The following is a 12,319-nucleotide window of genomic DNA, read 5'->3' as shown; positions in this document are numbered from 1 at the left end:
CATGAAAAAAACCGTACTCTGCAGCGCTTTGCTGGCTGCCTTCTGCATCAGCGGCACGGTGCAAGCCGCCCCCGTCGCGTCCAACGCCACCCCCTCCTTCACGCAGGAAGCGGAGGAACTGGCCCGCCTGCCCGGCGGCGGCTGGCTGACTTTGGACAAGCACGGCTTGCGTCTGTTCAATGCGGCCGGCCAGGAGCAAGAACGCATTGCCGTGCGCGCCAAGCAGCTCGACACGCGCATCGATGGCAGCAAGGTGCTGGCCGTCTTCCTGGAAGCGGACACGCAGCGCCCGCTGCCCGTCTCCGTCGATGTGCAGGCCGGCAAGCTGGTGAAACTGGCGCCGTTTCCCGTGCCGACGTTTTCCGTGGAAGCGTCCTGCCTGTACCGCGACGCCCAGCAGCTCGATCACCTGTTCTTGATCGGCAAGGATGGCCAGGCGGAACAATGGGTCATGCAGGGCGAGCAGCGCAGCCTGGTACGCAAACTGGCCCTGCCGCCGCACGCCAAACATTGCCGCGCCGACGATGGCGCGCAGCGCCTGCTGGTGAGCGAGTCCAACATGGGCGTGTGGGCGTATGACGCCGAGTCCGAAGGCATGGGCAAGCGCGAAGTGGTGGCCCTGCGCAAGCCGTACGGCCAGCTCGACGGCGGCGCCGGTGCGCTGGCCGTGCTGCCGGGCGGCGTGGCCGTGCTCGACGGCAAGGCGGACAAGCTGCACCTGTTCGCCCACCAGGACGGCCGATGGACGGCACAGCCAGCCCAGTCCGTCGCCTTGAACGTGCGCAAGGGCGACAGCCAGCTGGCGCTGGACAAGGACGCCTTGCTGCTGCGCGGCAAGAACGGTTGGCAGGCGCGGCCCTTGAAATGGGCAGGCAAAGCGGAAACGCAGCCTGCGGTGGCCATCATCGCCCCGCAAGCGCAGACGGAACCGATGGCGCGCCAGGGCGACGCGGCCGACGACCCGGCCATCTGGCTGTCCAGGAATCCAGCCGATGCGCGCATTCTCGGTACCAACAAGAAGCAGGGACTGCTCGTCTACGACCTGCAAGGCAAGCAGACGCAGCTGCTGGAAGTGGGCCGCCTGAACAACGTCGACGTGCGGCAGAACATCCAGTTGGGCGGCAGCAAGGTCGACCTGGCCGTGGCCACCCAGCGCGACGACAACAGCATGATGTTGTTCACCATCAATGCCAGCGGCGAGGTGGCGGAAGCGGGCCGCTTCCCGACCGGTCTGAAAAGCATCTACGGCATGTGCTTGTACCAGCCGGCCAGCGGCGGCGTGCAAGCGTTCATCAACGACAAGGACGGCACCTTCCAGCAATACCGCATCGGCCTGGAAGGGGGCAAATTCAGCGCGACTCTGTTGCGCAGCTTCAAGGTCGCCACCCAACCGGAAGGCTGCGTGGCCGACGACGCCAACGCCCGCCTGTTCCTGGGCGAGGAAACGCGCGGCATCTGGACCACCTCGGCCGACGCCGCCAGGCCGGACGCGCTGTCCATGGTCTTGCCCGTGGGCGCGAACCTGACGGCCGACGTGGAAGGCATGGCCATCTACCGCAAGCCCGATGGCGCGCCCAATACGGGCTATCTGATCGTCTCCAGCCAGGGCGACAGCAGCTACGTGGTGCTCGACGCGCAAGCGCCCTACAAGGTGCGCGGCCGCTTCAAGGTGGGCTTCAACTTGCCCGCCGGCATAGACGGCACCTCGGAAACGGATGGCCTCGACGTCACCTCCGCCAACCTGGGCGGCGCGTATGCGCAAGGCATGCTGGTGATCCAGGACGGCTACAAGCGCTTGCCCGATGGGCCGCAGAACTTCAAGTATGTGGCGTGGGGGGATGTGGCGAAGGCGTTGAAGCTGGAGTAAAAGAGACGGTGAGCGTGGGTCAGTGGCATTCGCAACGTGACACCTGCTTGAGCCAGAGGGGCAAACGAATGAGATCGTGTCTGTCTGCCCCACAAACCCTCCGGGCGCGATTTCCGCCTTCTACGCGCCCGGGCCAATGGCTCGCGGACAGTGGTGATGCCGTTATTGCACTGCCTCGTAACCCTGTGTGTTCGAGGTACCTCAGCATTAGTTGAATTTGGGAAATGCATAATTTGCAATATATTGCAAATGTTATAATTTGATAGATTATCTGTCATTATTGCCTGCCATACTTGTGACGCTGCATATCGACAAGGCAGGTAGGTAAAAAACGTAATTTTCGAAATTCAAAAAATGGAGAAATTGATGACTATCGTTGGAAGCCAAATTATTTTCCCAAAGGGTAACGAAACGTTTGTAAAGCTCACAAAAGAGGCGCCAGGTCCGCTACCTTGCCCCTCGGGAGACATTATTGCACCATTCGCAGCATTTCCAGCTCCGGCACCCGGTACATCGCGCTGGTACCGTCTGAAAGCAGTCTATTTTGACGAAAATGCAGGTGGTCAATGCAACGTGCAAATTCTTTTCAACATGTTTTCTGGCGAAACGATCAAATTTACCCTGCCTCAGGTTGCGAGCGGTGCTGGCGCGTCGAATTTTCACTATAGCGACTGGTACAAACCAGGAACAGTGAATGGGGAATACTCCCGTATCACCGCCTATTTTTCTAGTGCAGCCCCATATAACAACTCTGCCGGAATTTACTCCCTGATCTTGGAAGCCTACGACGTTTTAGCGTCACAAGCTGCATAAACAAACCGGGATCAGCTAGACAGGTATATTCTATGTGAAGCGTCACGCATTCGTTGCATGCGTGACGCTTGAGGTAGTCGGACATTCTCTGACCTCGTGCGCGCCTCAAAAACCCTCTCCAGCTCCGACATGAAGCCGGTGGCACCATTTCCCCGACTGTGATGATCAAACACAGCCTGTTTGCCGACCAGGAGCACAAAGCAAAGCTCAACAAGTTTGGCGATACGCTGCGACTGCTGGAACAGCGTGCTGACTTCGCCGCGTTAGCCGCAGCAGTCGATGCCGCTGCTCCAGGCCCCAGCTGCAAACGCGTCGGTTGTTTACCGTTCTCAACCAAACGGATGGTGCGTGTGCTGCTAATTTTACGGCTATTCAATCTCAGCGACGAGCAGATGAAACACCAACTGCTCGACCGCCTCGGTTTGCAACGCGTTTGGGTCGCGCATGAGCAGCCATATCCCTGACCGGAACACGTTCCGGACGCCAGGACTATCGGCGGGCGGGCCCCTTGATCGCTTATGGCGTCACTAATTTCTCAGCACACAAACCCGAATTCCAGTGATCAGAGCTTTCCTAAAAATAAAGCCGTGCATCCGATGCCGTATTAAAATACCGCCCCATGACCTCCCCCGCCTCGACCTCCGCCCTCCCCGACAACATCCTGCTCCCTTCCCTGGCCGTCCTGGGAGGGCAGATTTCCGTCAATCTGGGGGCGGCGATTGCGAAGAATCTGTTTCCCGTCATCGGGGTCGAGGGGATTACGGCGTACCGCGTGGGGTTCTCGGCGCTGATCCTGCTGACCATCTTCCGGCCGTGGCGCTACCGGCTGACGCGCAAGGATGTGCTGAACTTGCTCGTCTACGGCTCCGTGCTGGGGTTGATGAACTTGCTGATTTACCGGGCGTTTGCGCTGATACCGATCGGTATCGCCGTCGCCATCGAGGTAACGGGGCCGCTGGCCGTGGCCATGCTGTCGTCGCGGCGGCCACGCGATTTGCTGGCCGTCGCGTGCGCCGTGTTTGGCTTGTATTTACTGTTGCCGCTGCAAGGCAGTCCGGGCAGCCTGGACCCCGTCGGCGTGGCGTATGCACTGGGCGCGGCGCTGTGCTGGGCGCTGTACATCATCTTCGGCAAGCGGGCCTCGACCTTGCAAGGTGGCCAAGCCGTGGCCTGGGGCATGACGGTGGCGGCCATGGTGACGGTGCCCATCGGCATCACCTACTCGGGAACAGCCTTGCTGGCGCCGTCGATTGCCTTGATGGGCCTGGCCATTGCCATGCTGTCGAGCGCCCTGCCGTACTCTCTGGAAATCTTTGCCCTTCGCCGCTTGCCGCAAGGGGTGTTCGGCATGTTCAGCAGCGCGGCGCCGGCCGTCAGCGCGCTGGCGGCCATGGCCGTGCTGGGAGAACTGTTGAGCCTGACCCAGTGGCTGGCCATCGCCTGCATCGTGTTTGCCTCGGCCATGGCGGCGCTCGGTGCACAGGGCGGCAAGCGCTAGCGGTATGGAGCCTGTCCCGCAGCTTGCGGCGCCGTGCCCTCGCCTAGCCGCCTGGCATGGCTAGCCTGGCATGGTTGCATAGCTGACGGGCAGGTTTTGATGCCCGCCTGTAAAATGCGTCATTACTTGCCATATCGCGCACTTCCGCCTCACCGATGACATCCCCATTTCTTTTTCGCTGGTCCTCTCCTCTTGCCGCCGCAGCCTTGCTACTGGCGCCAGCCCTGCTGCTGGCGCCAGCAGCCGTAGCGCAGGCTGCCGCTCCCGCCCCCCTCACCGGCAATGCCGAAGCGGGCAAGGCAGCATTTCGCAAATGCGCTTCCTGCCATCAGGTGGGACCATCGGCGCGCGGCGGCTTCGGTCCCAAGCTGACGGGCGTGATCGGCCGCAAGGCCGGCGCCACCACCGACTACAAATACTCGGCGGCCATGAAAAACGCGAATATTGTCTGGACCGAGCAAAACCTTGCCGCCTTCCTCAAGGCGCCCAGCGATTTCATTCCCGGCAATAACATGCGTTTCTGGGGCATCGGCAATGCGCAGCAAGTGGCCGACTTGCTGGCCTACCTGCGTACGCAGCAAGCCGTCCCATAACGCATGCATGGACAAGCCGGACACCGCATACAGCTCATGACGCCAGCTCAAGCCTCCAGCGCTTGCAGCACGCCCTTGCGCTTCTTGTGTGCCGCCTCATAAGCGCGCAGCCGCTTGCGCTGGGCAGCAGACAGGCTGTCCAGCTTGTCGCGGATCTGCGCCACCGTCAGTTGCTGGTAGCCAGCGATGGGCAAGTCAGGCGGTGACGCCTCCGGGGCAGCGCCGCCGGCTTTTTTCCGCTCCTGCGCTTGCCTGGTTTCACCCGACTGCGCCCTTTGCTTGTTCACGATGCGCGCCGCGACCTCTTCCTCGCGGCCCGGGTAACGTCCTTCCTGCTTGAAATCGCGTTCCAGCTTCTTGAATTCGCGTTCACGCTTGGGGCTTGCACCAACAGGCATGTATCCTCCCGTCTAGGATTTGGCCGGGAACTTGCGCAGGCACAGGTAAATGGAATACAGCGCCGCCAGCCCCACCAGCACGTACACGCCGCGCGAAGCCGCCGTCATGGCACCGAGGATGCGGGCCACGATGTCGATATCGAACAGGCCCACCAGCGCCCAGTTCAAGCCGCCCACGATCAAGAGGATCATGGAGATCCAGTCCACCACGTTCAAGCGCTTTGCCGACATTTCCTGTTTTGCCGCACCGTCCGATCCTGCCTGGATATTCGCCATATCAGCCTCCTGTAAGAAGAAAGGACCCGCCGCCGGGTCTATCAAAGAACAGTGTAGGCGCGGCACCGGCACACGCCAGTCGGACGATGCCGGGTATCGAGGTAGGACGGTTCTGTAATCAGACGGGTGATTTTATCTGGCAACAAGCCAGCCGACATTGGCTGGCAGCGGCAACATGCGGTCCTTGCAATGCATGAGTTCCCTTTGCCAGGTCATTGCTGCAGTTGCTTGTACAGGATGGTGGTGGCGTCCAGCCGGTCGCCGGCCGGCGCCAGCGCGTAGGCGGGGATGCTGCCCGCCACCACGTAGCCGAGCGACAAATACAGCGCTTGCGCATGGTCGCCGCTGCGCGTGTCCAGGGTCAGCAGGCTGCACGGCAGCTGCCGCGCCTGTTCTTCCAGCGCCCGCATCAGCTGGCGGGCGATGCCGTGGCGGCGGAAAGCGGGCGCGACCAGCAGCTTGCGCACTTCGGCCCGGTGCGCCTGGTTGGGATTGGTATCCCAGTCCAGCTGCACGGCACCCGCCACCTTGCCTTCCACTTCGGCCACCAGCAGCAGGCGCACGCCGCGCGTCACGGCCGGCAAGACGTTATCCGTCCAGAACGCCTGGCTGGCCGCCGCGTCGAACGGCAGGATAAAACCGATGCTGGCGCCGTCGTGCACGCAGTCTTGCAGCAAGGCGCCCAGTTCCTGCAGGCGTACAAGAATATCGGCGGGCGAAAAATGGCGTAGCGATGCGGACATGTCAACCTCAGACGATGAACAAAAAATAGCGGGCGCCGCTGTCCGGCGGGGTCGTAAACGCGCTGGCGCCATGCAACTGGTAGCGCAGGCAATCGCCGGGCATCAAATCGTGGAAGCGGCCGTCGACCGTCACGTTGAGCTTGCCCTCCTGCAGCAGCAGATGATGTTCCATGCCGGGCCGGGGCGAGGCGGCATAGCTGATCGTCACGCCCGCGCCGAGCTCGCATTCGAGCGCTTCGCCGGCCAGCGCGCGCGACGGGGGCGAGACGGAGCGGCGGACAAAGCCGGTGTCCGGGTCCGTCCACACGGTTTGTTCCGCCCGCAGCAGCAGGGGCGGAAAATCGTCCTCGACCATGCGCAGCAGGCGCGACATGGCCAGGCCATACGCGGCGCACAGCTTGCCCAGCACGGCTGTCGTCGGGCTGACTTCGCCATTTTCCAGGCGAGACAGGGTAGCGCGGCTGACCTGGCTCAAGTGAGCCAGCTGGTCCAGCGACCAGCTCCGCTCCACGCGCAACTGTTTTAATCGCGCGGCCAGGCGCTGTTCCGTCTCGCTCTCTGTGAGTATCGAATTTTCCATATAAGGGAATTTATTCCATATATGGAAAAACGTCAAGCCATGCGCGAGGCGTGGCGGCACAGTTCCAGAAAACCTGTCAAACGGGGCGAGAGGATCTTTTTGGCTTGGCGGATCAGATAGAAATTGCGTTCCAGGGGCGGCAGCATGGTTTCCAGCTCCACCAGTTGGCCGCTGGCCAGCAAATCGGCCACCACCACCCGCGACAGGCAGGCGATGCCGAGACCGGCCGCCGCGCCATACTTGATCGCTTCCGAATTGCTGAACTCGCCTGCGGCGCGCAGATAGTGCAGGTACGGCACCAGCGCCTGCTCCACGGCTTCGCGCGTGCCCGAGCCCGCCTCGCGCAGCAGCCAGCCCGCCTGGTTCAGCTCCGCAAAGCTGAGCAAATGGCGCAGCTGCGCCAGCGGGTGCGTGGGCGCGGCCACGATCAGCATCTGGTCCGTCAGCCACGGCTCCACCAGCAAGCCCGCTTCGTGGCACGGCCCTTCGATCAGGCCGATATCGACACGGAACTCCGCCACGGCGGCGGCGATGTCGGCCGTGTTGGCAATCGTCACCTGCGGGATGCTGCGCCCGTACTGCTGCGACGCCTGGGCCAGGATCTGCGGCAACAGATAGATGCCGATGGTCGTGCTGGCGCCGATCTGCAGGCTGACGGGCACGGACGGGTCGGCGCCCGCAAACTGGCGCTCGATGCTGGCGGCCGCGTCGCGCATCTGCCGCGCCTGCGGCAACAGCAGGCGGCCATTGTCGTTGAGCAGCAATCGCTTGCCGACCCGGTCGAACAGCTGCGCGCCCAACAAGGTTTCCAGCTCGTTCAGGGCCGCGCTGGTGGCCGATTGCGACAGCGCAATCAGCTCGCCGGCCGCGCTGGTGCTGCCCGTGTCCGCCACGGCCAGGAAAATCTGCAGTTGCCGCAAAGTCAAAGCCATCTTATTTACCTATTTTTCAGGTTAAACATACAAAAACAATCCGTTTTACCATTTAATCGAGGAACTGTACAGTCATGTCATACACATAAAAACATGGAGTACGGCATGTCTTCCCTCTCAAGCACCAATACAACAAGTTTCAGCGACCGCTACGGCCGTTTGCTGCCCGGCCTGCTGTTGAGCGGCGTGATCGCCTGGGGCGCCATTGCGCTGGGCAAGCTGGAATGGATGCAAAGCCACGGCATGAGCGCCCTGACCTTGGCCATCATGCTGGGCATTGTGCTGGGCAACAGCGTGTATGGCAGCCTGGCGCCCACGTGCGGCGCCGGCGTGGCCTTTTCCAAGCAGACGTTATTGCGTCTTGGCATCATCCTGTATGGCTTCCGTTTGACATTCCAGGATATCGGCCAGGTGGGCCTGGCCGGCATCGCCATCGACGCGCTGGTGCTGGCGTCCACGTTTGGCCTGGCCATGTTCCTGGGCACCAGGGTGTTCAAGCTGGAACGCAACAGCGCCATCCTGATCGGCGCGGGCAGCTCGATCTGCGGCGCGGCAGCCGTGATGGCGACGGAGCCCGTCGTCAAGGGGCGCAGCGAGGACGTCACCGTCGCCGTCTCCACCGTCGTGGTGTTCGGCACCATCGCCATCTTTTTGTACCCCGTGCTGTACCAGCTGAATCAAGGCTGGCAAGTGCTGGGCGCCACGCCCACGGCCTTCGGCGTGTACATCGGTTCGACCGTGCATGAAGTGGCGCAAGTGGTGGCGGCCGGCAAGTCGATCGGGCAGGAGGCGGCGAATGCGGCTGTGATCGCCAAGATGGTGCGCGTAATGATGCTGGCGCCGTTCCTCGTCATCCTGTCGGCCCTGCTGGCGCGCGGCAAGGCCAAAGATGGCGGCCACGACAAGGCGGCCAAGCTGGCCATCCCCTGGTTTGCCTTCATTTTTATTGCCGTGGTGGCCTTCAATTCGCTGGGCCTGTTGCCAACGGGCACAGTGGCCACCATCACCGACATCGACACGGCCCTGCTGGCCATGGCCATGGCGGCCCTGGGCTTGACGACGCACATGTCGGCCATCCGCCGCGCCGGCATCAAGCCCCTGTTGCTGGCCGGCCTGCTGTTCTGCTGGCTGATCGCCGGCGGCGCGGCCATCAACCATGTGGTCGCAAGCCTGTTTGCCTGACCTTGAGCCGGATTCAGGCCGGGGCCGCTGACACGGGAGCCGAAAACTTCGTACAATAGACGTGTTTTGACTTCCCAATCCGGCTTCGGCCCCACCCAGGAACATCCATGCACCTCTCGAACTGGCTGCTTTTCTGCAGCGTCGCCCTGCTCGTCACGTTTTCTCCCGGCCCGGCCGTCTTGCTGGCCATCTCGAATGCCATCGCCGTCGGCCCCCGCCGCGCGATGATCAGCAGCATGGGCAATGGTTTTGGCTTGTTCATCATTTCCGGCGTGGCCATGGCCGGCATGGGCGTCGTGCTGGCCACCTCGGCCACGGCCTTCATGCTGCTGAAACTGGCCGGCGCCCTGTATCTGGTGTTCCTGGGCATCAAGCAATGGCGCAGCAAGACCAGCGTCGTGGCCGATGCGCCCGTGGTGCAAGGCGCGGCGAATCCAAATTCATTCTGGAAACTCTTCCGCCAGGGCTTGACGGTCGCGCTGACCAATCCGAAAGCCATTTTGTTCTTCTCGGCCCTGTTTCCGCAATTCATCACGCCGGGCGAGCCGGTGGCCATCCAGTTCACCGTGCTGACGACCTCGTTCGTCGCCTGCGCCATGCTGGCCCATCTGTTCTATGCCAACCTGGCGCGCCTGCTGAAAACCCAGCTGGCAACGCCGGGCCGCGCCAGGCTGTTCAACCGCATCACGGGCGGCGCCTTCGTGCTGCTGGGCCTGAGCTTGCTGCGCCTGCGCAGCAAGGCAGCATAAGGTCACTGCGCCGATAGAAACGCCTCGATGCTGGCCGCCAGGGCCAGCGGCGCTTCATTCATCGGATAGTGTCCCGCATTACCCAGCACCTCCAGCCGGGCTTGCGGGTACCACGCCAGATACGTGCGGCGCATCAAGTCCGCATCGAAGCGGGGGTCGTGTTCCCCCACCAGCGCCAGCAAGGGCAGTTTCGGCGCTGATCCTTGCACTTCGCCGCTGAAATCCGTTTCGCTCCACGCGAGAAAATAGGCGGCAAACGCGGCCTGATCCGAACTTTCCCACGAATACTGCGCCTTCCAGTCCAGCCAGCTTGCAGGCAAGCGCCCGCCCGTGCTGCGATCGATGATGGCGCGCCGCGCATCGATGTTCGCGCTGGCATCGAGAAACAGTTGCCGGGCCGGCCCCTGCAGCGCCACGCCGCAGCTGGGCACGGGCGCCACGGCCACCAGCTTGCGCAAACGCAAGGGCGCCAGCAAGGCTAGCCGTTCCAGCGCCATGCCGCCCATGGAGTGACCGACCACGCTGAATGTGGCAAAGCCCAGCGCATCGGCCAAGGCCAGTGCATCACAGGCGACCTCTTCCATCGAATACTCGCCCGCCGCGCCGCGCATGCCGCCATAGCCGCGATTGTCCATGAAGACATAGCTGAAGGCGTCGCCATCGAGGGCCGCTTCCATCGGCGCAAACGCGTGCGCGTCGCCAAACCAGCCGTGCAGGACGATGACGGCGTGCGGGCCATGGCCCACGCGATGATAGCTATTGTGCATATGCATCCTTGAAGGAAAAGTCTGCATGGTAATGGCACAGGCAACGGCCCGCCTTCGATGCCAGGTCAAATACTGTAGAGTACGGGCCATGGATGATTTTTATACGGAAGTGCCGCGAACACTGATCGCCATCGCGCGCGACTATGCCCCCGGCGAGATATTCCCCAGTCACAGCCATGCGCGCGGGCAATTCGCGTATGCGGCGCGCGGCGTCATCAGCGTGCACACGCCGCAGGGCAACTGGCTGGTGCCGCCGCAACGCGCCTGCTGGGTACCGGCCGGACTGGTGCACGGCATGCGCATGCATGGCGCCGTCACCATGCACAATGTGTTTGTCGATCCGCACGCCATCGCCGAGGCCGGCTTGCCGCGCCACTGCCAGGTGCTCGATGCCACGCCGCTGCTGCGCCAGTTGCTGGCCGAGGCCGTGACCGTGGAAGCCTTGTATGCGCAAGCGTCGCGCGCCGGGCGGTTGATGGCCTTGCTGCTTGACGAGATCGCCGCTGCCAGTCCCCTGCCCCTGAGCGCGCCCCTGCCGCAGGATGCCAGGCTGGCGCGGCTGTGCATGGAGTTGCTGCAACAGCCGAGCCTGGACAGCGGCCTCGACGCGATGGCGGCGCAGGCAGGCATGAGCCGGCGCACGTTTACGCGGCAATTCCGCGCCCAGACGGGGCTGGGCTTTGCCCAATGGCGCCAGCAAGCGTGCCTGCTGGCCGCCATCACGCGGCTGGCCGAGGGGCAAGCCGTCACCCGCGTGGCGCTCGATCTCGGCTATGCCAGCCCCAGCGCCTTTACGGCCGCCTTCCGCCGCGTGCTGGGGCAGGCGCCCAGCGACTATTTAGCTTAGGCAATCATGGCGGCGATGCGCTGTGCCAGCGCCTGCGCCAGTTTCTGCACATGGTAGCCGTCGACAAAGCCATGGTGGGCCTGCGCGGAAAACGGTATCCGCATGCGGCCGTCCGGCTGCGCGGGGCCGAATTTGCCCCAGGTAAAGGTCGGGATATCCGCGTCGCGGTGGCGGCAGACCGGGTGCTCGATGGCCGCCAGCTCCAGCCATGGCAAACAGGTAATGAAGATATTGTTGCGCTGCTCGCGCTCGCTTTGCCCCTCGCCCGTGTTGATCAGCGCGCAGCTCGCTTCGGCGATGCGCTTGGCTTCCAGGCTGCGTTCGATGAATACGTCGAGCTGGTCGGTCATGGCAAAACGCGTGTAATTGAGGTTCTCGTCGCTGTTGATGACGGTGTAGGACGCGGGAAAATCGTCGATACGGATCACTTCGCCCTGGCAGATGCGGTACATGAAATTGTCGATGTCCTTGACCGTATTGAGCAGGCAAAACAGGAAAAAGTGAAACACGGGAATGTTCCGTTCCTTGCACCAGGGGCGGAAATCGGGCACGTCGAGCTGGAAATTGATGTTGACGAGGGGATTGTCAAACGCGCGGAACAAATCGTAGCGGTCGCGCCGCTTTTCAAAATTTTTCATGCGGCGAGTGTAGACGATGGAAGTGCTGGCGGGCAAGTCACGCCGCACCAGCGCCGCTGCCCGCCAAAATCTCCCGGGCCACCTCGGCCACGCCTTCTTCCAGCTCGGCAGCCGTTGGCGACAGGGCGAAGCGCTGCAATTGCCCGTCCACCGCGGCAGCGAGCCCGGGGGAATGGCGCACGATGCCCAGCAGAACAACATATTTCCATTGTTCATCGTCACTGGCCAGCACCGTCTTGAGATACGGAGCCAGGCGCGGACCGATGCCGGCCAGGTAAGGCAGGAGGACGGCGGCCACGGGCCAGTTGGCGTCCTGCACCCACTCGAGGATCTGCGGCATGGCGGGACGCAGTTCTTCCCAGCGCAAGGCGGTCAGGGCTTGCGCATTGTCCGTATCGTGTTTGTCGCGCGGCAATGGCAGACTCATGCGAGGCAT

The 12,319-nt window shown here is 62.8% G+C and carries 16 protein-coding genes; 8 read left to right on the top strand and 8 right to left on the bottom strand.

The window, feature by feature from the left end:
• Nucleotide 1: 1 nt before the first annotated feature.
• The 5 genes from OX462_RS13170 (at nucleotide 2) to OX462_RS13150 (ending at nucleotide 4,771) form a co-directional block, all read left to right on the top strand.
• Nucleotides 2-1,867, top strand: coding sequence for a phytase (locus OX462_RS13170; RefSeq protein ID WP_409028643.1), 1,866 nt, complete (start codon nucleotides 2-4; stop codon nucleotides 1,865-1,867).
• 366 nt (nucleotides 1,868-2,233) lie between these two features.
• The gene (locus OX462_RS13165) at nucleotides 2,234-2,680 is read left to right on the top strand and encodes a hypothetical protein (RefSeq protein WP_139143683.1); all 447 of its coding nucleotides are present in this window, start codon (nucleotides 2,234-2,236) and stop codon (nucleotides 2,678-2,680) included.
• Between the two features lie 161 nt (nucleotides 2,681-2,841).
• On the top strand, nucleotides 2,842-3,144 hold the full coding sequence (locus OX462_RS13160) for a transposase (RefSeq protein WP_070218419.1): 303 nt from the start codon (nucleotides 2,842-2,844) through the stop codon (nucleotides 3,142-3,144).
• A 155-nt stretch (nucleotides 3,145-3,299) separates the two neighbouring features.
• Nucleotides 3,300-4,178 (top strand): EamA family transporter, encoded by an 879-nt coding sequence (locus OX462_RS13155; protein WP_409028642.1) that lies wholly within the window; start codon nucleotides 3,300-3,302, stop codon nucleotides 4,176-4,178.
• A 155-nt stretch (nucleotides 4,179-4,333) separates the two neighbouring features.
• The gene (locus OX462_RS13150) at nucleotides 4,334-4,771 is read left to right on the top strand and encodes a c-type cytochrome (protein WP_083287946.1); all 438 of its coding nucleotides are present in this window, start codon (nucleotides 4,334-4,336) and stop codon (nucleotides 4,769-4,771) included.
• Between the two features lie 47 nt (nucleotides 4,772-4,818).
• Here OX462_RS13150 and OX462_RS13145 read toward each other — a convergent pair whose 3' ends face one another.
• The 5 genes from OX462_RS13145 to OX462_RS13125 all read right to left on the bottom strand — a co-directional run bounded on the left by OX462_RS13145 (nucleotide 4,819) and on the right by OX462_RS13125 (nucleotide 7,700).
• Complete coding sequence (locus OX462_RS13145) at nucleotides 4,819-5,169, bottom strand: hypothetical protein (RefSeq protein ID WP_070310599.1); 351 nt, start codon at nucleotides 5,167-5,169, stop codon at nucleotides 4,819-4,821.
• Between the two features lie 12 nt (nucleotides 5,170-5,181).
• Nucleotides 5,182-5,445, bottom strand: coding sequence for a DUF378 domain-containing protein (locus OX462_RS13140; RefSeq protein ID WP_083287945.1), 264 nt, complete (start codon nucleotides 5,443-5,445; stop codon nucleotides 5,182-5,184).
• A 212-nt stretch (nucleotides 5,446-5,657) separates the two neighbouring features.
• On the bottom strand, nucleotides 5,658-6,188 hold the full coding sequence (locus tag OX462_RS13135) for a GNAT family N-acetyltransferase (RefSeq protein ID WP_409028641.1): 531 nt from the start codon (nucleotides 6,186-6,188) through the stop codon (nucleotides 5,658-5,660).
• Between the two features lie 7 nt (nucleotides 6,189-6,195).
• A complete protein-coding gene (locus OX462_RS13130; protein ID WP_409028640.1) occupies nucleotides 6,196-6,768 on the bottom strand; it encodes a helix-turn-helix domain-containing protein in 573 nt (190 codons plus the stop codon).
• A 32-nt stretch (nucleotides 6,769-6,800) separates the two neighbouring features.
• The gene (locus OX462_RS13125) at nucleotides 6,801-7,700 is read right to left on the bottom strand and encodes a LysR family transcriptional regulator (protein WP_409028639.1); all 900 of its coding nucleotides are present in this window, start codon (nucleotides 7,698-7,700) and stop codon (nucleotides 6,801-6,803) included.
• Nucleotides 7,701-7,805: 105 nt separating this feature from the next.
• Between OX462_RS13125 and OX462_RS13120 the strand changes: the two genes are divergently transcribed.
• Both OX462_RS13120 and OX462_RS13115 read left to right on the top strand, forming a co-directional pair.
• On the top strand, nucleotides 7,806-8,882 hold the full coding sequence (locus OX462_RS13120) for a YeiH family protein (protein ID WP_409028638.1): 1,077 nt from the start codon (nucleotides 7,806-7,808) through the stop codon (nucleotides 8,880-8,882).
• A gap of 107 nt (nucleotides 8,883-8,989) precedes the next feature.
• Nucleotides 8,990-9,631 carry a LysE family translocator gene (locus OX462_RS13115; protein ID WP_409028637.1) on the top strand — a complete coding sequence of 214 codons (642 nt, stop codon included), beginning with the start codon at nucleotides 8,990-8,992 and terminating at the stop codon, nucleotides 9,629-9,631.
• Between the two features lie 2 nt (nucleotides 9,632-9,633).
• On the opposite strand, the gene OX462_RS13110 is transcribed toward OX462_RS13115, so the two are convergent.
• On the bottom strand, nucleotides 9,634-10,398 hold the full coding sequence (locus tag OX462_RS13110; RefSeq protein ID WP_409028636.1) for an alpha/beta fold hydrolase: 765 nt from the start codon (nucleotides 10,396-10,398) through the stop codon (nucleotides 9,634-9,636).
• Nucleotides 10,399-10,486: 88 nt separating this feature from the next.
• Here OX462_RS13110 and OX462_RS13105 point away from each other — a divergent pair, with 88 nt between their 5' ends.
• Nucleotides 10,487-11,245, top strand: a complete 759-nt coding sequence (locus OX462_RS13105; RefSeq protein ID WP_409028635.1) for an AraC family transcriptional regulator — start codon at nucleotides 10,487-10,489, stop codon at nucleotides 11,243-11,245.
• On the opposite strand, the gene OX462_RS13100 is transcribed toward OX462_RS13105, so the two are convergent.
• Both OX462_RS13100 and OX462_RS13095 read right to left on the bottom strand, forming a co-directional pair.
• On the bottom strand, nucleotides 11,242-11,883 hold the full coding sequence (locus OX462_RS13100) for a CatA-like O-acetyltransferase (RefSeq protein WP_409028634.1): 642 nt from the start codon (nucleotides 11,881-11,883) through the stop codon (nucleotides 11,242-11,244). The two genes, OX462_RS13105 and OX462_RS13100, sit on opposite strands and share 4 nt — an antisense overlap.
• Before the next feature lie 37 nt (nucleotides 11,884-11,920).
• Nucleotides 11,921-12,310: a DUF5071 domain-containing protein gene (locus tag OX462_RS13095; RefSeq protein ID WP_409028633.1), complete on the bottom strand. Its 390-nt coding sequence runs from the start codon at nucleotides 12,308-12,310 to the stop codon at nucleotides 11,921-11,923.
• Nucleotides 12,311-12,319 lie beyond the last annotated feature (9 nt).

Origin of the sequence: Janthinobacterium aestuarii (assembly GCF_046113285.1) — a bacterium.
In the GTDB taxonomy this organism is placed as follows: Bacteria; Pseudomonadota; Gammaproteobacteria; order Burkholderiales; family Burkholderiaceae_D; genus Janthinobacterium.
Note: the sequence above shows the minus strand (reverse complement) of the source record. Positions and strands in the feature narration are given on the sequence as shown.